The 21705-nt window shown below is 64.9% G+C and carries 19 protein-coding genes; 1 reads left to right on the top strand and 18 read right to left on the bottom strand.

All coding sequences use genetic code 11. The features are described from left to right. Positions 1-37: 37 nt before the first annotated feature. The 8 genes from IVA93_RS06705 to IVA93_RS06670 form a co-directional block, all read right to left on the bottom strand. The gene (locus IVA93_RS06705; RefSeq protein ID WP_018453768.1) at positions 38-1342 is read right to left on the bottom strand and encodes a TRAP transporter large permease; all 1305 of its coding nucleotides are present in this window, start codon (positions 1340-1342) and stop codon (positions 38-40) included. Between the two features lie 34 nt (positions 1343-1376). Continuing rightward, positions 1377-1970 carry a TRAP transporter small permease subunit gene (locus tag IVA93_RS06700; protein ID WP_018453767.1) on the bottom strand — a complete coding sequence of 198 codons (594 nt, stop codon included), beginning with the start codon at positions 1968-1970 and terminating at the stop codon, positions 1377-1379. A gap of 9 nt (positions 1971-1979) precedes the next feature. After that, entirely contained in the window at positions 1980-2978 is a 999-nt protein-coding gene (locus IVA93_RS06695; RefSeq protein WP_018453766.1) for a TRAP transporter substrate-binding protein, read from the bottom strand. 39 nt (positions 2979-3017) lie between these two features. Then, positions 3018-4676: a hydantoinase B/oxoprolinase family protein gene (locus IVA93_RS06690; protein ID WP_247789730.1), complete on the bottom strand. Its 1659-nt coding sequence runs from the start codon at positions 4674-4676 to the stop codon at positions 3018-3020. Positions 4677-4678: 2 nt separating this feature from the next. Further along, positions 4679-6763, bottom strand: a complete 2085-nt coding sequence (locus IVA93_RS06685; protein WP_018453764.1) for a hydantoinase/oxoprolinase family protein — start codon at positions 6761-6763, stop codon at positions 4679-4681. 141 nt (positions 6764-6904) lie between these two features. Next, on the bottom strand, positions 6905-7711 hold the full coding sequence (locus IVA93_RS06680) for an NAD-dependent protein deacetylase (protein WP_018453763.1): 807 nt from the start codon (positions 7709-7711) through the stop codon (positions 6905-6907). Positions 7712-7763: 52 nt separating this feature from the next. Then, entirely contained in the window at positions 7764-8600 is an 837-nt protein-coding gene (locus tag IVA93_RS06675) for an SDR family oxidoreductase (protein WP_018453762.1), read from the bottom strand. Between the two features lie 80 nt (positions 8601-8680). Continuing rightward, a complete protein-coding gene (locus IVA93_RS06670; protein WP_018453761.1) occupies positions 8681-9994 on the bottom strand; it encodes a solute carrier family 23 protein in 1314 nt (437 codons plus the stop codon). Between the two features lie 124 nt (positions 9995-10118). On the opposite strand from IVA93_RS06670, the gene IVA93_RS06665 reads away from it, so the two are divergent. Next, positions 10119-11453, top strand: coding sequence for a dicarboxylate/amino acid:cation symporter (locus tag IVA93_RS06665; RefSeq protein WP_018453760.1), 1335 nt, complete (start codon positions 10119-10121; stop codon positions 11451-11453). 187 nt (positions 11454-11640) lie between these two features. Here IVA93_RS06665 and IVA93_RS06660 read toward each other — a convergent pair whose 3' ends face one another. From IVA93_RS06660 to IVA93_RS06615, 10 genes are all read right to left on the bottom strand, one after another. Beyond that, on the bottom strand, positions 11641-13254 hold the full coding sequence (locus tag IVA93_RS06660; protein WP_018453759.1) for an ABC-F family ATP-binding cassette domain-containing protein: 1614 nt from the start codon (positions 13252-13254) through the stop codon (positions 11641-11643). A gap of 171 nt (positions 13255-13425) precedes the next feature. Continuing rightward, positions 13426-13773 (bottom strand): RidA family protein, encoded by a 348-nt coding sequence (locus IVA93_RS06655; RefSeq protein WP_007596366.1) that lies wholly within the window; start codon positions 13771-13773, stop codon positions 13426-13428. Between the two features lie 14 nt (positions 13774-13787). Next, complete coding sequence (locus IVA93_RS06650) at positions 13788-14909, bottom strand: NAD(P)/FAD-dependent oxidoreductase (RefSeq protein ID WP_018453758.1); 1122 nt, start codon at positions 14907-14909, stop codon at positions 13788-13790. Then, positions 14906-16324, bottom strand: coding sequence for an FAD/NAD(P)-dependent oxidoreductase (locus IVA93_RS06645; protein ID WP_018453757.1), 1419 nt, complete (start codon positions 16322-16324; stop codon positions 14906-14908). The genes IVA93_RS06650 and IVA93_RS06645 overlap by 4 nt, the downstream gene beginning before the upstream one ends. Then, entirely contained in the window at positions 16321-16617 is a 297-nt protein-coding gene (locus IVA93_RS06640; protein ID WP_018453756.1) for a (2Fe-2S)-binding protein, read from the bottom strand. The genes IVA93_RS06645 and IVA93_RS06640 overlap by 4 nt, the downstream gene beginning before the upstream one ends. Before the next feature lie 19 nt (positions 16618-16636). Then, on the bottom strand, positions 16637-17773 hold the full coding sequence (locus IVA93_RS06635; RefSeq protein ID WP_018453755.1) for an NAD(P)/FAD-dependent oxidoreductase: 1137 nt from the start codon (positions 17771-17773) through the stop codon (positions 16637-16639). Positions 17774-17781: 8 nt separating this feature from the next. Next, complete coding sequence (locus IVA93_RS06630) at positions 17782-18588, bottom strand: ABC transporter permease (protein WP_018453754.1); 807 nt, start codon at positions 18586-18588, stop codon at positions 17782-17784. Further along, positions 18585-19460 (bottom strand): ABC transporter permease, encoded by an 876-nt coding sequence (locus IVA93_RS06625; RefSeq protein ID WP_018453753.1) that lies wholly within the window; start codon positions 19458-19460, stop codon positions 18585-18587. The genes IVA93_RS06630 and IVA93_RS06625 overlap by 4 nt, the downstream gene beginning before the upstream one ends. Further along, positions 19457-20491 (bottom strand): ABC transporter ATP-binding protein, encoded by a 1035-nt coding sequence (locus IVA93_RS06620; RefSeq protein WP_026232591.1) that lies wholly within the window; start codon positions 20489-20491, stop codon positions 19457-19459. Before IVA93_RS06620 ends, IVA93_RS06625 begins: the two co-directional genes overlap by 4 nt. A gap of 23 nt (positions 20492-20514) precedes the next feature. After that, positions 20515-21549, bottom strand: a complete 1035-nt coding sequence (locus tag IVA93_RS06615; protein WP_018453751.1) for an ABC transporter substrate-binding protein — start codon at positions 21547-21549, stop codon at positions 20515-20517. Between the last annotated feature and the right edge of the window lie 156 nt (positions 21550-21705).

Raw genomic sequence — 21705 nt, 5'->3', positions numbered from 1 at the left:
GCGCGCCGTCCCGGCTGAGCGGCCGGGACGGCGCAATCTATCCGTACAACACCCTCGGCAGGATCGTGACTATGCCGGGCCAGAGCGTCAGCAGCAGCACGAATCCGACCATGATGAGGAGATAGGGCATCGTGACGCGCGCGATGTAGCCGAGGCCGTCGTCGGTCAGGCCTTGGATCACGAACAGGTTGAAGCCGACCGGCGGCGTGATCTGGGCCATCTCGACCGCGAGCACGAGGAAGATGCCGAACCAGATCTCGTCGAAGCCCGCGCCCTTCACGATCGGCAGCACGATCGGCAGCGTCATCACGATCATCGAGAAGCCATCGAGGAAACAGCCGAGGATCAGATAAAAGATAATCAGCACCACGATCAGCATGAACGGCGATAGCCCCAAGCCCTTCACGAAGGCGGCGACTGCCTGCGGGATGCCGAGGAAGGCCGCGGCGTTGCCGAGGATCGAGGCGCCGAGCACGATCAGCGCGATCATCGAACAGGTCACGACCGAGCCGATCAGCACGTCACGCATCACCTGCTGCGACATCGAGCCCTGCGCCCAGGCGACCAGCGCCGCGCCGAACACGCCGACCGCGGCGGCCTCCGACGGCGTCGCCAGCCCGCCATACATCGAGCCGAGCACGCAGGCGATCAGGAACAGCGCCGGCGCGAGGTCCTTGAGCGCCGCAAACCGTTCGCGCCATGGCACTTGCGAGAGCTTGGCTTCCGCCTCCGGCACCATGCCGGGGTTAAGGGTCGTGTGCAGCATCACCCACCCCATGAAGGTGGCGGCCAGCAGCAGTCCGGGCAGCACCCCGGCCGTGAACAGTTTCAGGATCGAGACGTCGCCGAGCACGCCGTAGATGATCATGATGTTGGATGGCGGGATCAAAAAGCCGAGCGTGCCGGCGCCGGCGAGCGAGCCGATCGCGATGTCGCGGGAATAGCCGCGGCGCAGCAGTTCGTTCAGGGACATGCGGCCGATCACCTGCGTCGTCGCCGCCGACGAGCCGGAGATTGCGGCGAAGATGGTGCAGCCGATCACGTTCACATGCAGAAGACGACCCGGCAAAAGCCCCGCCCAGGGCGCGAGCCCCTGGAACAGAGAACGTGACAGACGGGTGCGAAACAGCAACTCGCCCATCAGGATGAACAGCGGCAGCGCCAGCAGTTCCTGCGTCGTCAAGATGTTCCAGGCGTATTGCGGCAGCAGCTTGTCGAGCGGGATTGAGCGGAACATCGCCAGCAGCAGCGTTGCGGTGAGCGCAAGCGTCAGGCCGATCCATACGCCGCATGCCAGAAGCGCAAACAGGATCCCGAAGAGAGCAATGACTTCGATGGTCATGGTATCCGGTGTCTGCTGGCTGGCGCGTGGGCGATCATTCGACGGGCGAGGCCTTCATGCGGTGGTCCTCCAGCGGCAGGCCGAGCACGGCCTGGATCACGCGCGCCAGGAACTGCAGCGTCAGCAGCAGCATGCCGAAGGTGACGACGGCCTGTGGAAACCACAGCGGGGTGTCGCTCGAGGTCGAGACCTGGCCGCGCACATAGGCGCCGAAGGCGAACTTCGCCATCGACGATGTCAGGAAGGCCATGAAGGCGAAGCCGGCGGCGGCCGACAGGATTTCGATCGCGCGCTGAAACGGAGCGGGGACGTTCTTCAGCAGCAGCACGACACGGATATGGCCGCCGACGCGCAGGGTCATGGCGGCGCCGAAGGTGAAGGACGCCGCCATCAGATAGGAGGAATACTCCCACGCGATCGAGATTGTGGGCGGAAAGAACGGCAGGAAGTTCGAGAGGAAGCGCGTTGCGACCTCGCACAGCATCAGCAGCGTCAGCATCAAGAGGCAGCCGCCACCGATCCAGCCGTCCAGCCGGCCAAGACGGTCGATGCCGTCGAGCAGGATGCGCAGCGGCTCCGGCGCCGCCGCGTTGAGACTATGGGACGACGCAGGCAAAACATCCGCCACTGCAAGTCCTCAGCGCTTCATTTCCGCGAGATAGGCCCGCACCGGCTTGTCGGCCGCCGGCACGCGCTTGACGAAAGCGTCGAGCTGCGGCGCGGTCTTGGCGCGAATGTCCGTGATCATGGCATCCGAGACCGGCACCACCTCCATGCCGCCTTCCTTGAGCCGGTTGAGGCTGTCGACGTCCGCCTTGAGCGAGTTCGCCCAGAAGCCCGGCTCCATCTTCGCGGCAATGCCGGCGACGAGCTGCTGCTGATCGGCACTCAGCGCCTTCCAGGAATCGAGGTTGACGGTGAGCATCTGCGACGACCAGACGTGGTTGGTCGGGTAGATGTATTTCAGGAATTCCCAGAATTTTCCGTCGACGCCCGACACCGACGAGGTGGATACGCCGGAGACCGCGCCCGACGCCAGCGCCGGGATGGTCTCGCCCCACGGAATCATCACCGGCGCCATGCCGACCACGGCCAGCATGTCGACGGCGTTCTTGTCGGGCACGCGGATCTTGATGTTCTTCAAGCCGTCGACATCGGCGACCTTGACCTTGAGATGCAGATATTGCGTCGGCCAGGGCACGATGTAGAGGATCTTCTGGTTGTTGCGCGCGGCGACCTTCTCGTATTCGGGCCGCACGTATTTGTGCAGCACCTTCAATTCGTCCATGGAGCCGCAGAGAAAGGGAATGCTTTCGACGCCCATGAAGGGTTCGTCGCCGACCTGCTGAATATTGAGGACGTCGGCGAGCGGCACCAGACCGTCGCGGACGGCGCGCAGATGCTCGGGGCCCTTGAAGCCGAGCTGTCCACCGGCCTTCACGGTGATCGCGACCGAGCCAGCCGTCTGCTTCTTCACCTCTTCCGCGAAGGCAAACGCGTTCTGGGTGTGGAAATTGCCGTCGGGCCATACCGTCGACATGTCCCAGCTTACCGTCGCCGCTCGCGCGCGGGTCGAGATGTGGCCGGCTGCGAGCAGCGTCGCTGCGCCCGCGGTAAAAGTCCGTCGCGTGATCATTGAGCCCCTCCGTTTGCTACGCGCACGACGCCTGAAGCGTCATCGCGTGTGCCCATAAATTTCAACCGCATTGTCGGCAGACACGAGGCCGCTTTCGATGTCGTCGTTGACGGCTGTCGGCGCGCGCTCCCGGGGATCGCCGATGCCGGCGCCGCCTGGTGTCAGCACCACCAGCCGGTCGTCCGGCGGCACCTGCTGAAAGCCTTTTCCACGCAGCTTCTTGCCGGACTTCAGGCCGACATAGCCGGCCTCGCCGTTCTTGCCGCCATCACGTCCGCGTGGCGGATGATCGATGCGATCGAATGCCGCCAGGATGTCGAACGGCCCATCGACACCGCTGCCGACCTCGATGATCTGGCCGAGGCCCCCGCGGGTTCGCCCTGCCCCGCCGGAATCCGGACGCAGTTCCTTGCGCCAGAAGATCAGCGGCGTCTGCGTCTCGGCGATCTCAACCGGCGTGCCGCGCACGCCGCTGGGATAGGCGGTCGCCGACAGCCCGTCCTTCGCGAAGCGCGCGCCGGTCCCGCCATTGGAGGTCACCGCCATCGAAAATCCGTAATTGCCGCCGGCGCCCGAGCGGGTCTGGCCGCGCACGTTGAGATTCCACAGGCACGAGGTGCCTTCCGCGGGCACGCGCTCGGGAATGATCTGGCGCAGGCAGCCGAACACGACATCGGGCAGCATCTGGCCGATGATGTGGCGCGAGGCGACCGGCGCCGGCTTTGGCGCATTGAGGATCGCGCCTTTGGGAGCCGACACCGTCAGTGGCGAGAGCGAACCGGCATTGTTCGGAATCTGGGAGGCGACGACGCAGCCGAGACCGAACACGGTGTAAGCGATGGTGTAGGACAGAGGCACGTTGATGCCGAACCTGGACGCGGCCGAGGTGCCGTCGAAGTCGACGTGGATGCCTTCGTCCGAGATCGTCAGCACGGCGGCCAGCGTGACCGGCTCATCATAGCCGTCGACCACCATGGTGTTGCGCCAGCTGCCTTTCGGCAGTTTGGCGATCTCGGCCAGCACGGCCTCGCGCGAGCGGTCGCAGATGTAGTCGCCGAGCGCATCGAGCGAGTCGATGCCGAACTCGGTCATCATCTCGACCAGGCGCTCGCAGCCGACGTCGTTGCAGCCGGCGAGCGAATAGGTATCGCCCTCGGTGTCGATCGGCAGCCGCGTGTTGGTGCGGATCATCGCCATCAGCGTCTCGTTGACGACGCCCTGGTCGATCAGCTTCAGCATGGGGATGTAGAGCCCCTCCATGAACACGTCGGTGGCGTCGGGTCCGAAGCCGATGCCGCCGATGTCCATGAGATGGCTGGTGCAGGAAAACAGCGCGACCGGCTTGCCGTCCTTGAAGCAGGGCGTGGTGACGACGAAATCGTTGAGATGGCCGGTGCCCATCCAGGGATCGTTGGTGATGTAGGCGTCGCCCTCCTTCATCGTCTCGATCGGAAAGTGGGCGATGAAGTGCTTGACCGATTCCGCCATCGAGTTGACGTGGCCGGGCGTGCCGGTCACCGTCTGCGCCAGCATCCGTCCCTTGAGGTCGAACACGCCGGCCGAGAGGTCGCCGCATTCGCGCACGATCGGGCTGAAGGCCGTGCGGAGCAGCACCTGCGCCTGCTCCTCGACCACGGCGATCAGCCGGTGCCACATGATCTGAAGGTCGATCAGGCTCGCGCCGCTTGCCTTGCTCATGATCAGGCCGCCTTCCGTTCCATGACGATGCTGCCGGCACCGTCGATATGGGCATCAAAACTGTTGGAGACGAACGTCGAGGTCTCGTCCTCCGCGATCACGGCGGGACCTGCAATCGTCGCGCCTGGCGCCATGTCCTCGCGGCGATAGAGCGGGATCTCGATCACCTCCCCGACCCGGCCATCGAAGAACTTGCGGCTGCCGGTCGCCTTCCCGGCGGGCTTGCGCGTAACGGCCGCGACAATAGGCGGATTGCGCGCCTCGGTCGTCGCAAGCACCGACCAGCTCAAGACCTCGATCGCCGCACCCGGGATCGGCCGCTCGAACATCACCGCATAATCCGCCTCGAACTTCTGACGCAGGCCGGCCAGATCGGCCGTCGCCAGCCGCCGGTTCGGCAGTTCGATCGAGATCTCATGGCCTTGACCGACATAGCGCATGAAGGCCGCGCGGCGCTCGCGGACCGGCGCGCCTGCCGCACCCGTCTCGACCAGCGCACGCGCTTCGGTCACCATCTCCTGGAGCAGATCGGAGACCCCTTCGGTGTCGAAATCGTCGAGCCGCACATGACGGCTGCGCACCAGCTCGTAGGCGATCGGAGCCGCGAGGAAGCCAACGGCCGAGCCGACGCCGGCATTGGAAGGAACGATCACGCGGGAGACACCGATCTTCTCGGCGACGCGCGCCGCATGCAGAGGCGCCGCGCCGCCGAAGGCGATCAGCGTGTGCTGACCGACAATCTCACCGCGCTCGACCGCATGCACGCGCGCCGCGCTCGCCATGTTCTCGCAGACGACCTCGTGCACGGCATAGGCCGCAGTCTCTGCCGACAGACCCAGCGGCTCGCCGACGCTGCGCAGCAGCGCCTGCTTCGAGAGTTCAGGGTCGAGCTTGATCGTGCCACCCGCGAAGTCGTCCGGATCGATCATGCCGAGCGCGACGTCGGCATCCGTCACGGCCGGGCGCAGGCCGCCGCGGCCGTAGCAGGCGGGCCCGGGCTCCGACGAGGCACTCTCAGGACCGACCGTGACGCGCTTCATCGCATCGACATGGGCGATCGAGCCGCCGCCGGCGCCGATCTCGACCATCTCGATCACGGGAATCCGCACCGGCAGACCCGAACCTTTCAGGAAGCGCGCTGCGCGATCGACCTCGAACACGCGCGAGGTCTCGGGCTGGTATTTTTCGATCAGACAGATCTTTGCCGTGGTACCGCCCATATCGAAGGACAGCACCTTGCTCTCGCCGAGACGCGCCGCGATCTGCGCCGCGAAAATGGCGCCGCCGGCAGGACCGGATTCGACGAGGCGCACCGGAAAGCGCCGCGCCGTCTCGATCGAGGTGACACCGCCGCCGGAGGTGACGAGATAGATCGCGCCGCGGTACTGCTCGACCTGCAAGGCGTCGGACATGCGAGCGAGATAACCATCGATTAGCGGCTGCACATAGGCGTTGGCCACTGCAGTCGATGTGCGCTCATATTCGCGGATCTCCGGGCACACCGCGGACGATACGGTCACGGAAATGCCGGGCATCTCCTCACTGATGATCGCGGCCGTGCGGCGCTCGTGCTCGGGATTGGCGTAGGAGTGCAGGAACGCGATTGCGACGCTCTCGACGTTCAGCGCGCGCAATCTTGGCGCGAGCGCGCGCACCGCCGCTTCGTCCAACGGGAGGCGGACGGCGCCATGCGCGTCGATGCGCTCGGGCACGGTGAAGCGCAAAGATCGCGGCGCCAGCGGCTTCGGCTTGTCGATGGAGAGGTCATACTGGTCGTAGCGGCTCTCGGTGCCGATATCGAGCACGTCGCGAAAGCCCTCGGTCGCGATCAACGCCGTCTTGGCGCCGCGACGCTCGATGATGGCGTTGGTCGCGAGCGTCGTGCCGTGAATGAAGACGTCGATGTCGCTGATATAGGCGCGCGCATCAGCGAGAATGAGCCGCATGCCGTCCAGCACCGCCTCTTCCGGCCGCTGCGGCGTCGTCAGCAATTTGCGCGTCTTGCGCACCTCGCCCACGTCCAGCACGATGTCGGTGAACGTGCCACCGATATCGACGGCAAGCCGCACCTCGGCTCCCTCAAGCATTCCAAACTCTCCGTGCTGATCGTCAAGACCGAGGACAAAAGCGCAGCAATTTCCATGCCATGGATGACAGGAACATGCTGCCGTCCAGCTATTCTGCTTGGCACCCATGCAATAGGCAAGGCGTGTTCGCAGGCCGCGCGATCAGAGCAGGAATGCAAGCGCCGCTTCGCAGCGCTCCTCGACCTTCAGCGTGAGGAGATCATCGGCGCGGGTGCGTCCGAGATTGACCGCAGCGATCGGGATTTGCCGTTGCGCGGCCGCCTGCACAAAGCGGAAACCGGAATAGACCATCAGTGACGAGCCGACGATGAGCATGGCGTCCGCCTGCGCCAGATGATCCTGCGCGGTCACGACCACGTCGCGCGGGACGGTCTCGCCGAAGAACACGACGTCGGGCTTGAGGATGCCGCCGCAGGATTCGCAGGCCGGCACCTTGAACGACGAAAAATCCGCATGCTCCAGGTCCGCATCGCCGTCGGGCGCATCGGCCGCGTCGAGCGTCAACCATTCCGCATTGGCGTGGCCGAGCGTCTTCTGGAATTCGCTCCGCGGGGTCTTTTGACCGCAGCCCATGCAGCGGACCAGATCGAGCCGGCCGTGCAGGTCGATCACCTGGCGGTGGCCGGCGGATTGATGCAGCCGGTCGACGTTCTGGGTCAGCAGCATTCCGCAACGCCCGCTCGCCTCGAGCCGGGCGAGCGCGTGATGCGCATCGTTCGGCCTCGCCTGGCCGAACCGCCGCCAGCCGATCAGGCTGCGCGCCCAATAGCGCCGACGCGTATGCTCTTCCGACATGAAAGCCTGGAAGTTCACCGGCTGGGTCCGCTTCCAGTTGCCGTGACTGTCGCGATAATCGGGGATGCCCGAATTGGTGCTGCAGCCAGCGCCGGTCAGCACGAACAGATTTTCGTGCCGTCCGACGAAATCGCGGAGCGGATGATTTGCCATGACGCAGATGTAGTCTGCGCAGGCCGGTTTTGCCAGATGGCGAGGAAGCCCGCTAGCTTGCCCAGTTCTCGCGGAATTCGGGAAACAGCGTCAGACCTCCGCACGCATAGATGGTCTGCCCCGTGATGTAGCTGGCCTCATCCGAGGCGAGGAAGGCGAACACGCCGGCGATCTCCTCCGGCGTGCCGACACGGCCGAGCGGAATGTGGCTGGTGACCACACCGCGCTTTTCCGGATCGCCGGTCCAGGCCGCGTTGATTGGGGTGTCGATCGCGCCTGGACCGACCGCATTGACGCGAATGCCGCGGCCGGCGAATTCGAGTGCCAGCGTGCGTGTCAGATTGGCCATGCCGCCCTTGCTGATGGAATAGGCGAGGTAGCCGGGTTTCGGGATGATCTGGTGGACGCTGGAGCAATTGATGATGCTGCCGCCTGCGCCGCGCGCAACGAAATGCGCGAGCGCCTTCTGGGCGCAGAGCACGGCGCCGTTGAGATTGACGTCGATGATGCGGCGATAGGTGTCGATGTCGAGCGCCTCGCTCGGCGATTCCCGCTGGAAGCCCGCATTGTTGACCAGGCAGTCGAGACGCTTCCAGCGCGCCAGGATCGTCTCGAACATCGCGGCTACGTCCTGCTCGTTGCTGACGTCGGCCCTGACGACGATATGGTCGAGCTTGCCGTGGCGGCGATCGCTCGATGCCGTACGCGCGGACGCGAGCACCTCCTCTGCCTTTTCCGGATGATCGACATAGTTGATGGCGACGGTCGCGCCTTCCTGGGCAAGCCGAATGGCGACGGCGCGGCCGATGCCTTGCGAGGCGCCCGTCACCAGCGCGTATTGGCCGACGAGGCGCGAAGAAAAGGTGGTCGAGCGGTCGATATGTGGCATCGTTCTTCTCCGGGGGACACATCAACATGGAGGGAACCGGCGTTTTGTTCCATCCGTCGGCGCACCGCTGGGATTCACTCCTAGCGGCGAGCCAGTCGCGAAGTCAGGATCTGGTACAGGATGATGGCGCCAAAGGTTGCGGTGCCGATCCCGCCGATCGTGAAGGCGCCGAATTTGAGCGTGAGGTCGCCGGCGCCTGCGGTGAGCGCGACCGCGACGGTGATCAGGTTTGCCGGACTTGAGAAGCCGACCTTGTTCTCGACCCAGATCCGGCCGGCCATTGCGGCGATCAACCCGAACAGCACGATCGAGAGCCCACCGATGACGGGACCCGGGATCGACAGGACCAGCGCGCCGAATTTCGGCGAGAAGCCGAGCACGATCGACACCATCGCCGCGAAGGCAAACAGCAAGGTCGAATAGACCTTCGTCGCCGCCATGACGCCGATGTTTTCGGCATAGGTGGTGACGCCGGTGCCGCCGCCGCAGGCGGCCACCATGGTCGCGAGGCTGTCGGCAAGCAAGGCGCGGCCGAGATAGTCATCGAGGCTCCGGCCCGTCATGGCGCCGACGGCCTTGATGTGACCGAGGTTCTCGGCGACGAGAATGATCGCGACCGGCGCGATCAGGACGATTGCATCGGCCTGGAAGGTCGGCGTGGTAAGACTCGGCAGGCCGATCCACGACGCAGCCGAAACTTGCGTGAAGTCGATCGGCCTGCCGAAGCCGAGGCCGTTCGCGAACAGCAGGTACAAAAGATATCCGCCGATCGCGCCGAGAATGATCGGCAGGCGGCGCCACAGGCCAGGCGCGCCAACGGCAACCACGCCGATGATCAGAACGGTCGCGAGCCCGATTCCTGTGTCGAACGCATTGGCGCTCACTGCCTTGACCGCCACCGGCGCGAGGTTGAGGCCGATCGCGGCGACCACAGCGCCGGTGACGACCGGCGGCAACAGCTTCTCGATCCAGCCAACCCCCGACCACATCACGACCAGCGCGATCAGGCCGTAGAGGACGCCGGCTCCTACGATGCCGCCAAGCGCAACCGACAGGTTCGGGTTCGGCCCGTGCCCGGCATAGCCTGTGGCGGCGATCACGACCGCGATGAACGCGAAGCTCGAGCCGAGGTAGCTCGGCACGCGCCCCGCGACGATGACGAAGAAGATCAGCGTGCCGATGCCGGAAAACAGCACCGCAACATTGGGATCGAACCCCATCAGCAGCGGCGCGATGATCGTCGAGCCCGACATTGCGACGCAATGCTGGAGACCGGAGACGACGGTCTGGCCAAGCGGCAGCCGCTGCTCGGGCATGATCACGCCGGAGGACTTCAGAATCCAACGCGGAAAATAGCCTTGCGCTCGCTCATCGGAGCCCGTTGCAATCGGCATGTTCCCCCCAGTTGCGGTGCAGCGACAGATCTTCGTGCGAACAGATAAAAATGTGATTGTCGCTTCTGCAGCGGCCATCACATGATGCAAATCAAACAAGATCAATACGTCCGGGGCCTATTCTATGACACACATTGCGATCCAGCCAGCCGTCCACCGCCGGCACCAGCCCTGGTACAAGATCCTCTACATTCAGGTGCTGATCGCGATCGCACTCGGGGTGCTCGTCGGCTATTTCTATCCCGATCTCGGCAAGGCCCTGAAGCCGCTCGGCGACGGTTTCATCGCGCTGATCAAGATGATGATCGCGCCGGTGATCTTCTGCACCGTGGTGCACGGCATCTCCTCGATGGGCGACCTCAAGCGCGTCGGTCGGGTCGGGCTGAAGTCGCTGATCTATTTCGAGACGGTCTCGACCGTGGCGCTCGCGGTCGGCCTGCTGGTCGGCGAGGTGCTCCAGCCCGGGCACGGCTTCAACATCGATCCCGCCACGATCGACCCGAAATCGGTGGCGACCTACGTCACCAAGGCCAAGGAAGAAGGCATCGTCGCCCATCTGATGGCGATCATCCCCGACAGCTATCTGGGCGCCATCGCACGCGGCGATCTGTTGCAGGTGCTACTGATCTCGATCCTGTCGGGCTTCGCCATCGCGTTCCTCGGCAAGGCCGGCGAGCCCATTGCGGAGGCGATCGACAAGGCCGCAAAGATGTTCTTCGGCATCATCCGCATCATCGTGCGCGTCGCCCCGATCGGAGCGTTCGGCGCGATGGCGTTCACCGTCGGTGCCTACGGCCTCGGTTCGCTGCTCAACCTCGCGGCCCTGATCGGCACGTTCTATCTCACCAGCATCCTGTTCGTGGTGGTCGTGCTCGGCGCAATCGCGCGGCTCGCCGGCTTCTCGATCTTGCGTTTCATCGCCTACATCAAGGACGAGCTGCTGATCGTGCTCGGCACCTCGTCATCAGAAACGGTGCTGCCGCAGATGATCCAGAAGATGGAGCATCTCGGCGCCTCGCGTTCGGTGGTCGGCCTCGTCATTCCGACCGGTTACAGCTTCAACCTCGACGGCACCAACATCTACATGACGCTGGCAACGCTGTTCCTGGCGCAGGCGACCAATACCCATCTGACCATCTGGCAGGAGCTCGGCATTCTCGGCATCGCCATGATCACCTCGAAGGGCGCCTCTGGCGTGACGGGGGCGGGCTTCATCACGCTGGCGGCGACGCTCTCGATCGTGCCCGACATCCCGATCCAGTCGATTGCGATCCTGGTCGGCATCGACAAGTTCATGAGCGAGTGCCGCGCGCTGACCAATCTGATCGGCAACGGCGTCGCCTGTGTCGTCATCAGCATCTCCGAAGGCGAGCTCGACCGCGATGCGCTGCACGAGACCATGGCCCATCCGCTGGAGATGGGTGAGGCGCTCGAACCGGGCGGCAGCGCCGCCTCCTAGGCCGCGCGCAGGTTGGGCGGCGTCCGGTTCCAACGCGGTAGTTTCCCGGAGTGGTAAATTGGAGCGACGCGAGTCACAACTGCTGCGTTGGGATCACGGATTGATACTCATCTTTTTCCACCCGACGCGCTGGGGGCAGGGCGTCGGGTTTTTGAAAATTGTCGTCGTGCCGAACCGCAAAGCGGGATCAAATGATCCTGCAACCGGCGCGCTGCCTCGGGGCAGCAAGATCGAGCCGTCGGGTAATCCCGATCGCCTGCAAAAACGCCTCATCATGACTGACGACGAGCAGCGCGCCGTCATAGGCCCTCAAGCCCGCTTCGACGGCTTCGATGGATTCGATGTCCAGATGATTGGTCGGCTCGTCGAGGATCAGCAGCGACGGCGGCATCGCTCCGCCCAGCACGCAGGCAAGGCCTGCACGAAACATCTGCCCGCCGCTCAAATGTCCCGCAATCTGCAAGGCGGCATCGGCTCGAAACATGAACCGGGCCAGCGCCGCATGGCATTCATTTGCACCCGCCTTCGGATGGAAGCGCCTGAAGTTATCCAGGATGGAGACCGCGGGATCGAGCAGGCTGGCCTTCTGATCGAACAGCGCAAGATCCGGCCTGACCCGCATGGTGCCGGAGAGCGGACGTAGTTCGCCGGCGACGAGTTTCAGCAGCGTCGTCTTGCCGGAACCGTTGGGTCCGACAATTGCCAGGCGCTCCGGACCAACGATCGCGAGCGATAGATCGCGCAAGACTTCCCGGTCCGGCCGATAGCCGGCGCTGACGCAATCGAGCCAAACCACCTCCCTGCCCGCTGGCAGCCGGGTCGAGGGCAGCTTCACCGACAGCGACTGAAGAATCTCGATGCGCCGGCGCGCCGTATCAAGGGCCTCAAGCGCATCCGCACGCCGCCGCTCGGCGATCTGCGCGGTCTTGCCGCCGGTGTCTTCGCTACGGTCCTTGCGTGCGCCGGCCAGGATGCGCGGCATGTCGCCCTTGGCGCGCTTCTTCTTGCCCCCGCCGTCCTTGCGCGCTTTCCTCTCCGCGGCCTCCTGCGCTTTCCCGTCGATCTCGGACAGGCGCCTCTGGGCATGCGCGAGGTCGTGCCTGACAGCCGCGAGCGCAACGGCTTTCTGCTCGCAATAACTGCTCCAATTGCCGCCGTATCGCGTAGCTCCGAGCGACGTCAGCTCGACGATCGCATCCATGGTTTCGAGCAGGCTCCGATCGTGGCTGACGACGATCGCCCCACCGCGCCAAGACGCAAGGAAATCGATCACCGCCTTGCGCCCCTCCCGATCGAGATTGTTGGTGGGCTCGTCGAGCAGCAGGAAGTCTGGCTCCGCAAAGATCAGCGCGGCCAGACGAACCCGCGTGACCTGCCCGCCCGACAGGCGGTCGAGCTCGATCTCCGGAGCGACGTCGAACCCGACACGCGCAAGGGCGGACGTAAGCCGTGTTTCGAGGGTCCAATCGACCTCGGAAACCTCCTCGGCCAAGGCATCCCCGCGCTCGGCACGGCGAAGCACATCGAGCGCGGCTCGCGCACCGAACAGGTCGATCACCTTCGCGCCCGCAAGGGGCTGGACGTCCTGGCGCAACAGACCAACGGTTCCGTTGATAGCAACGCGCCCCGATTGAGGAATGTGCTCTCGCGAAATCGACGCAAGCAGCGTCGTCTTCCCGACGCCGTTGCGGCCGACGAGGCCGGTCCGCTCGGCGCCGAACGTCAGATCGATATTGGAAAAAAGAGAGCGGCCGTCAGGCGAGGACAGCGACAGGTTGGACAGGATGATGGAAGCAGGCATGGAATTCCCCGTGAGCAAGGCAGGTCGGCTTTGCGGTCGGGGTCAAATCCATGGATCTCGAATATCCTGTTTGAGGGCTCTCTAACTAATCCCATCGAAGGGCGAGATCAAGGCGAGGCTCTGAGGAACGACGGCGCGCGGAGCGCCGACGTCCGCCGCAGGCCCGCGCGATCAACCCTTGAGCGCGGTGACCACGACCTCGATCAGCGCGCTGCCGCCGAGATCGGCGACGCCGACGGTGGCGCGGGTCGGCAGATTGTCGCCGAAGAACTCGGTCCAGACCGCGTCCATCTCCTTCTTCTTGGAAAGGTCCGTGACGAAGATCGAGGTGCTCACGACGCGCGACTTGTCGGTGCCCGCTTCCTTCAGATAGCCGGCGATCTTGCCGAGGATGTTGCGGGTCTGCTCGCCCATCGACACAGAGGTGTCGTCGGCGATGGTGCCGCCAATGAAGACGAAGCCGTTGGCTTCGACGGCGCGGTGCATGATGGGCGTGCGGATGCTGCGGGTAATGCTCATGATGTCCTCTTTTGCTAGAGCGTGGAGGGGTGGAAACGGTCGATGCCGAGATCGCCGATGCGGGTCTGGGTGCCGCCGTTGACGATCAGCTCCGCCATGACGGCGCCCGCGCCGGGGCCGAGCTGGAAACCGTGCAGCGAAAAACCGAATTGGTGATAGAGGCCCTTGTGCCGGCTGCTCGGTCCAAACACGGGCAGATCGTCCTTGGTCTTGGCCTCGATGCCGGCCCAGGCCCGCATGATCGTCGCGTCGCGCATGACCGGGAACAGCTCGAACACGGTGCGGGCGCTGGTCGCGAGGCTTTTCCAGTCCAACACCGTCTCGTTGCGATCCTGATGGGGCGTAGCCAAATGGCCGCCGCCGATCAGCACCGTGCCGTTCTTGAATTGCTTGAAGGACAGCTTGCGGCCGCGCAGGATCACGACCGGATCGATGAAATGCGGCACGCGCGAGGTGATCATCAACATCGGCGCCACCGTCTCGACCGGAACGGGCTCACCGAGCGCGGCTGCGATGGTCCCGGCCCAGGCGCCGGCGGCATTGACGAGCACCGGCGCGGCAAAGCTCTCGGCGCCGACATCGACATGCCAGAGACCATCGGTGTGCCGGATATTCGTGGCGGCAATGCCCTCGCGCACGGTCGCACCTAGTTGCTCCGCCTTGCGACGGAACGCCGTCGTCGCCTGCGCGGGATTGGCCGCACCGTCGCGGCGCGAGACCACGCCGCCGGGACAGGTCTCGGCCACCGCCGGCACGAGGCGCCGCAGCTCTGCGGCATCGATCAGCTCTTCGTGGGTGAAGCCGAGCGCGTTGAGCTCGGCCACACGTGCGCGGCAGACCGCGAGTTCCTCTTCGTTCTCGGCGACGAGGACCTGGCCATAGCTCTCAAAGCTGCAATCGTCGTCGAGGAGATCGGTGATCTTCTCCCAGATACCCATCGAGCGGATCGAAAGCGGGATTTCGGGGATGTGCCGCGCAAGCTGGCGCACGCCGCCGGCGTTGACACCGGAAGCGTGCCGGCCGGCATAGTCCTTCTCGATCAGCACCGGCTTGAGGCCGGCGAGACACAGATATAGCGCGGTCGAGCACCCGTGGATGCCGCCGCCGACGACGATCGCATCCACGTTTTTCGTCATCCGCGCACCACCGCCTTGATGTCGTCTGCGCTCTTCGGAACGGCGGCGAGCTCGGCGAGCGTGATCGGCTTGACCGGCGCGCGCAGCCGGTAATAGCCAATCTCCTGCGGGCTCTTGCCCCGCGCCTGCGCCATCAGCTCGGTGACGGTGAGGCCGCAGAGCCGGCCCTGGCACGGCCCCATGCCGGTGCGGCGGTAGGCCTTGAGCTGGTTCGGCCCGGTCGCGCCGATCGCGACGGCGTCGAGAATATCCTTTGCGGTGACCTCCTCACAGCGACAGACGATGGTGTCGCCTGCGGGAATGCGAAACTGCGGCGCCGGCCGGAACAGCGTGTCGAGAAAAACGCGACCACGTTCGGCCTTGGCGAGATCGGCGCGGAGGCTCGCCATCGGCGCAGATTTTTTTGCAGCCGCAGGCGCCAACGCCTCCACTGCCGCGCGTGCCGCGATGCGGCCGCGCACTACGGCTGCGTTCGCCCCGCCGATGCCGGCGCCGTCGCCAGCAATCGCAATGCCGGCGACCGACGAATTGCCGCTGGCATCCAGCACCGGAGACCAGCACAATTGCAAATCATCCCAGCGATGCTCGATTCCGGCCGCCATCGCCAGATTGACGTTGGGCACGACGCCCTGGTGCAGCAGCAAGAGATCCGCAAGGACGGTCTCGCGTTTGCCGCCGGCGACATAGCTGACGTTCGCGAGTTGGCCGTCACCAGAGGCAGCAAGCTCGCTGACACCTGAGACGACCTGCACCTTCGCCTTCACCTCGCGCATCATCGACAAGCCCTTGGCGAAATACGGCGAGGTCAGGAAAGCGAAAGCGTGGGGGAGTGCGGCGAAATAGTTTCCGCGCTCGGTGGTGTCGAGAATGCGATCGATGCGACCGCCGAGACGCAAGATCTGCGCGGCGAGCAGCCAGAGCAGCGGCCCCTGCCCCGCGATCACCGTGCGGCCATCCGGCACCAGGGCCGATGTTTTCAACATGGTCTGCGCGGCGCCCGCGGTCATCACGCCCGGAAGCGTCCACCCGGGAATCGGAAACGGCCGCTCCAGCGCGCCGGTCGCGAGGATCACGCGCCTGGCCTTGACGAAGGCGGACGCGCCGCCGACCGAGACGGCGATATCGAGATTGCGATCGAGGCTCCAGACCGTTGCGCGCTGAATGACCTCCGCGTTGCCTGCGCGTAGCGCCTGCACGAGATCGGTACCGACCCAATAGTCCTCACCGAGCTGGCTGCGGTCGGTCACCGGCGTCGAGGCGATGGCACGAAACACCTGGCCTCCGGGGCCGATATTCTCGTCGAGCAGCAGCGTGGACAGGCCGGCTTCGGCGGCCGTCGCGGCGGCGGCAAGGCCGGCAGGCCCGGCCCCGATCACCACGACGTCATATTCTTCGCGCTTGGGAGCCACAGTCATTTCCCGATCTCCCGCTTGCCCTTCTGAATCTCGATCTGCATGCCGTCGGTGACCGGCACCAGGCAGCCCTGTCGGTTGCCGACGCCATCGATGGTGACGAGGCAATCGAAGCACACGCCCATCATGCAATAGGGCAAACGCAGCGCCCCGCTGACTGCGGTCGAACGGCGTGCATCGCAGCTCGAGGCCAGCAGCGCGGCGGAGACGGTGTCGCCCTGCCGCGCCGCGACGGCAACGCCATCGACGAAGATTTGCACCGCTGGCCGCTTGTCCTGCTCGGATCGTTTGAACATCCTGGCTCCTTCAATGTCCCTAGTAGCCGCTGTTGTTCGCGGCACCGGCGGCGCCAAAACGGCTGGCCGAGAACGCGCCGACCAGCTCGGGCTCGAGCGCGCCTTGCGCAACCATCCGCGCGATCTCGAAGGCGTGGTTGGAGGCGAGTGTCACCCCGGAGTGGCAGCAGGCGACGAAGGCACCGGGATGCGTCTCCGACTGGTCGTAGATCGGAAAGCCGTCCTGCGGCATGACGCGGATGCCGGCCCAGCTCCGGACCACGTTGAGCCGCGCGAGATGCGGAAACATGCGCTGGGCGCGATCCGTCATCACGGCGCTGATCGAGTGCTTCAGCGCGCGATCGTCGAGCTCGTCTTCCTTGCTGTCGCCGATCATCACCGTGCCCTCGTCGGTCTGGCGGATCGTGGTCAGCGGATGCGGCAGAAAGGGCATGGTGCGCTCGGTCACCACGATCTGGCCGCGGGTCGGGCCCATCGGGGCGTGGAGACCGACCATCGGCGCCAGGGTCTGGTTAGCATTGCCGGCGGCGAGCACGATCTTGGCGGCACGGAGCTCGCCCTGCGGCGTCGTCAGGCAGAATTCGCCGCTGCTCCTGCTGATCGCCGAGACCGGGCGCTCCGGAAGATAGTCGATGCCGAATGCCTTGAAGCCGGTGTGGAACGCACGAAACGTGCGCAGCGAATTGACGTGACCGTCGAGTGGACAATAACTGCCGCCGGAGACCTCGGGCCCGATCAGCGGCAGCGCCTTCTTCACCTCGGATGCCGGCAGCATCTCCATCTTGTAATCGGCGGCACCCGTCTGGTTGTGCATGCGCTTGACCAGCTCGGCGCGCTGACCGAACTCGTCCTCGCCAAGCGTCAGATGAAAACCGCCGTTCTGCTGAAGCGAGACATCGAGGCCGGTCTGCTGCTTCAGCTCCGAGGCGAGCCTGCTCCACGCCTGTGACGCCTGCACCGTCCAGACGGTATAGGCTGGCATGCCGAGCCCCTTGCTCTGGACCCAAACCAGCGCAAAGTTCGCGCGTGAGGCGCGCTTGGTGATGTCGCCTTCGTCGAGCACGGCCACCTTCTTGCCGAGTCTTCCCAGGCCCCAGGCGATGGCGGAGCCGAGCAATCCGCCGCCGACGACGGCGACGTCGTAATCTGTTCGCATGGATTCTCCTATCGCCCTGTATCGCCCTTGCCGGCGAGCACGCGGTCGAGCCCGTAGAAGCGATCGAGCAGAATGAGGGCGGTCATGGTGATCGCGATCACGCAGGCCGAGACGGACGTCACCAGCGGATCGATGTTGTCCTGGATGTAGAGGAACATGCGCACCGGCAGTGTTTCGGTGCCGGGTCCCGCGAGGAAGACGGTCATGGTGAGATCGTCGAAGGACTGGATGAAGGCGAGCGCCCAGCCGCTGATGACGCCGGGCAGGATCAACGGCAGCGTCACGCGGCGGAATAGCGTCCAGCCGCCGGCACCGAGCGAGACCGCCGCCATCTCGACCGAAAGGTCCATGCCGGTCGCCGCCGCCAGGGTCAGCCGTAGCGCGAACGGAAACACGATGATGACATGCGCGATGATCAGCGCGGCGAAGCTGCCGCCCATCCCGGCCGAGGTGAAGAAGCGCAGGAACGCGATGCCGAGCACGACATGCGGGATCATCAGCGGCGAGAGAAAGAGGGCCGCGAGCGCATCACGGCCGCGGAAGCGATAGCGCGCGATCGCGAGCGCCGCCGGTACCGCGAATAATAGCGCGACGAACGACGATAGTGCGCCCAGGCCAAGGCTGACCCAGAAAGCATGGACGAATTCGGGATAGTTGGCGATCGCCCTGAACCAGCGCAACGAAAAACCGTTTGTCGGCAACGACAGGAAGCCTTCAGGCGTGAACGCAACGAGGCAGACGACGAGGATCGGCGCCACCATGACGATGACAAAGATGGTGTGGAAGATCAGCGCGAGCGGGCCATTCCGGCTCATCGGAACACCTCCGCGTAACGGCGCTCGATCAGTGCGTTGCTGCCGACGACGATCAAGACCAGCGCGGCCAGCAGCAGCGTGGCGACCGCCGCCCCCAGCGGCCAGTTCAGCGTGTTGAGGAACTCGTCATAGGCCAGCGTCGCCGCGACCTTGAGTCGACGGCCGCCGATGATGGCGGGCGTCGCAAACGCGCTGGCCGAGAGCGAGAACACGATGATCGCCCCAGACAGCACGCCCGGCATGATCTGCGGCATGATGATGCGGTGGATGATGGTCGCAGGGCCGGCGCCGAGCGACATCGCGGCATTCTCGATCTGCGGATCGAGCCGCTGCAGCGCCGCCCACACCGACAGCACCATGAACGGCATCATCACGTGCGCGAGTGCGACCACCATGCCGGTTTCGGTGAACATGAAGGGGATAGGCGCGCGGATCAGCCCGGCCGACATCAGCAGCTTATTGACGAGGCCGTTGTTGCCGCCGAACAGCAGCGCCCAGCCGAGCGTCCGCGCCACCACGGAAATCAGCAACGGCCCCAGGATGACCAGGAGAAAAACGCTCTTCCAGCGTCCGCTCATGCGGTTGAGGATGTAGGCTTCGGGTGCACCGAGCACGGCGGTGAGCAGCGTAGTCAGGATCGCGATGCGAAACGTCCGCCCGAACATCTCGGCGTAATAGGGATCGGTTACGATCTCATGCCAGTTCTTGAGGATGAAGACCGGCTCGATGCCCTTGTACTGGCCCCAATCATGGAAGGACAGCATCACGGTCATTGCCAGCGGAATCAGGAGCACGCCGACGAACAGCATCAAAGCGGGCGCCGTCAGCGCCCAGGGCGTGCGTGCGTTTCGTTCCTCGGCGGAAGCGCTCATGCGACGCCCCTCACGCTCATGTCCTCGGGCCGCCAGGTGAGGTGAACGGCCTCGCCTTCGACCGGCTGCGACCGGCCGTCATTCTGGCGGATCACGGTCGCCGGGCCGCATTCGCTCTCGCACTGGAACAGCCAGTGATTGCCCTGGAAGATGCGTGTGACGATCTTTGCGCTGAGGCCCGCGTCGCCAAAGTCGATCCGCTCGGGGCGAATGCTAATGGTGACGGGACCGCTGCGCCCGACATGCGCAGGCGCGCTCCACGAGCCGACAATCAATCGCCCAGGCGCACTGGTCCGATCGATCGTCGCGGCAAAGTCGTTGGTCTTTCCCAAAAACTGCGAGACGAAGGCCGAGGCCGGCTTCTCATAAGTCTCTTGCGGCGTGCCGATCTGCTCGATCCGGCCCTGGCTCATCACCACGATGCGGTCGGACAACGACATCGCCTCGTTCTGGTCGTGGGTGACGAGGATCGTGGTGGTGCCGATGGTACGCTGGATCTGGCGCAGCTCGATCTGCATCTCCTCGCGCAGCTTGGCGTCGAGATTCGATAGCGGCTCGTCGAGCAACAGCACGCTCGGCTTGATCACCAGCGCGCGCGCCAGCGCCACGCGCTGCTGCTGGCCGCCGGACATGCGACGCGGATGGCGATCCTCGTAGCCGGCAAGCCCGACCATCGCGAGCGCTGCGCGAACGCGCTCGGTCCGTTCGCCGCGCGGCACATTGCGCATCTCGAGCCCGAAGGCGACATTCTCGGCCGCGGTCATGTGCGGAAACAGCGCGTAGCTCTGGAACACGATCCCGAGCCCGCGTTTGGCCGGATGGATCGCGGTCAGATCCTTGCCTTGCAGCCGGATCGCGCCGCGGGTGGGATCGAGGAAGCCCGCGATCATCTGCAGGGTCGTGGTCTTGCCGCAGCCGGAGGGGCCGAGAAAGGAGACGAACTCCCCCTTCCCGACCGCGAGACTGAAGTCGTCGACGACAGTCTGCGCTCCGAATTGCTTGGCGACCCCTTCGAGCTCGAGATAGGCCATCGCACTGTCTCCGGGATGACCGATCAGCGCTCGACCTCGCGATTCCAGCGCTTGGTCCATTCCTCGCGCTTCTCGTTGATGACGGTCCAGTCCGGATTATAGAGCTTTGCCGCGCGCTCGCCGATCGGCGCCATCTTGCCGAGCTCGGGCGGGATCACCAGCGATTTCAGCACCGGGCCGTAGCCGTAATCCTTCAGCATCACGAGCTGGATCTTGGGTTCGAGCAGCATCTTGACGAAGCTAGACGCAAGCGGCGAGGCGTTCGGCTTGGTGATCGGACAGGCGGTCGTCAGCAACGTCGCGGCGCCCTCCTTCGGATAGACGAAATCGACGGGGAAGCCGGTATTGGCAAAGCTCTGCACGCGGCCGGTGCCCCACACCGCGATCACAGCCTGCCCGGACTGGAACAGCTCGGTCATCTTGCCCGGCGACGGCTCATAGGCGAGCACGTTCGGATTGATCTGCTCCTTGAAGATCTTGAAGCCGGAATCGACATTGGACTCGCCGCCGCCATTCATCTTCGACAGCATCACCAGCGCTTCGAGGCCATAGGTGTTGTTGATCGGCGGGATCACGAGCTGCTTGGCGTATTTCGTGTCCTTGAGATCGTTCCAGGAGGTCGGCGGCGCCCAGCCCTTCTCCGCAAACACCTTGGTGTTGTACATCAGGCCGGTCGCGACGATGCCGATCGCGACCGCACGATCGTCCTTGAAGCGCGCGGTGTCGTAGAGATCGGTCGGCAGGCCATCGAGCTTGCCGCAGAAGCCGAGTTGGATCGCCTGGTACATCGGGCCGTCGTCAACGATGGCGACGTCGATCTGCTGGTTGCCCTTCTGCGCCTGGAGCTTGGCCAGCGTGTCGGTGGAGTTGCCGGCGACGTACTCGACCTTGACGCCGTTCTCCTTCTCAAAAGTCGGGATCACCTCGTCGCGGATGGTCTTCTCGAACGAGCCGCCATAGCCGGCGACATAGAGCGTCTTTTGCTGAGCCGTGGCAACCGAGGGGGCGGCGATGAGGGCCGCGATGCTGACCGCTGTCAGAAGGCGAAAAGTCTTCATGTGGTCCGATCTCCATACCGGGATGAGGTGACGTGCCGACGAGTCTCGTTGGCTGAACCTTCCGCATTTCCTTCCGCGCAGATCCCTCTCCGACTAGGGCTCCAGCCCTTGCGCGGCGAATTTTGGCGCGATCCGGAGGTTTAAACCCCTCCAATC

Source organism: Bradyrhizobium sp. 155 (assembly GCF_023101105.1).
GTDB lineage: Bacteria > Pseudomonadota > Alphaproteobacteria > Rhizobiales > Xanthobacteraceae > Bradyrhizobium > Bradyrhizobium canariense_D.
This window is presented reverse-complemented; position numbering and strand designations above follow the sequence as displayed.

Coding starts and splice junctions, on each gene's coding strand:
- IVA93_RS06705 (WP_018453768.1), bottom strand. CDS start 1,342: ATGACCATCGAAGTCATTGCTCTCTTCGGGATCCTGTTTGCGCTTCTG.
- IVA93_RS06695 (WP_018453766.1), bottom strand. CDS start 2,978: ATGATCACGCGACGGACTTTTACCGCGGGCGCAGCGACGCTGCTCGCA.
- IVA93_RS06690 (WP_247789730.1), bottom strand. CDS start 4,676: ATGAGCAAGGCAAGCGGCGCGAGCCTGATCGACCTTCAGATCATGTGG.
- IVA93_RS06685 (WP_018453764.1), bottom strand. CDS start 6,763: ATGCTTGAGGGAGCCGAGGTGCGGCTTGCCGTCGATATCGGTGGCACG.
- IVA93_RS06680 (WP_018453763.1), bottom strand. CDS start 7,711: ATGGCAAATCATCCGCTCCGCGATTTCGTCGGACGGCACGAAAATCTG.
- IVA93_RS06675 (WP_018453762.1), bottom strand. CDS start 8,600: ATGCCACATATCGACCGCTCGACCACCTTTTCTTCGCGCCTCGTCGGC.
- IVA93_RS06670 (WP_018453761.1), bottom strand. CDS start 9,994: ATGCCGATTGCAACGGGCTCCGATGAGCGAGCGCAAGGCTATTTTCCG.
- IVA93_RS06665 (WP_018453760.1), top strand. CDS start 10,119: ATGACACACATTGCGATCCAGCCAGCCGTCCACCGCCGGCACCAGCCC.
- IVA93_RS06660 (WP_018453759.1), bottom strand. CDS start 13,254: ATGCCTGCTTCCATCATCCTGTCCAACCTGTCGCTGTCCTCGCCTGAC.
- IVA93_RS06655 (WP_007596366.1), bottom strand. CDS start 13,773: ATGAGCATTACCCGCAGCATCCGCACGCCCATCATGCACCGCGCCGTC.
- IVA93_RS06650 (WP_018453758.1), bottom strand. CDS start 14,909: ATGACGAAAAACGTGGATGCGATCGTCGTCGGCGGCGGCATCCACGGG.
- IVA93_RS06645 (WP_018453757.1), bottom strand. CDS start 16,324: ATGACTGTGGCTCCCAAGCGCGAAGAATATGACGTCGTGGTGATCGGG.
- IVA93_RS06640 (WP_018453756.1), bottom strand. CDS start 16,617: ATGTTCAAACGATCCGAGCAGGACAAGCGGCCAGCGGTGCAAATCTTC.
- IVA93_RS06635 (WP_018453755.1), bottom strand. CDS start 17,773: ATGCGAACAGATTACGACGTCGCCGTCGTCGGCGGCGGATTGCTCGGC.
- IVA93_RS06630 (WP_018453754.1), bottom strand. CDS start 18,588: ATGAGCCGGAATGGCCCGCTCGCGCTGATCTTCCACACCATCTTTGTC.
- IVA93_RS06625 (WP_018453753.1), bottom strand. CDS start 19,460: ATGAGCGCTTCCGCCGAGGAACGAAACGCACGCACGCCCTGGGCGCTG.
- IVA93_RS06620 (WP_026232591.1), bottom strand. CDS start 20,491: ATGGCCTATCTCGAGCTCGAAGGGGTCGCCAAGCAATTCGGAGCGCAG.
- IVA93_RS06615 (WP_018453751.1), bottom strand. CDS start 21,549: ATGAAGACTTTTCGCCTTCTGACAGCGGTCAGCATCGCGGCCCTCATC.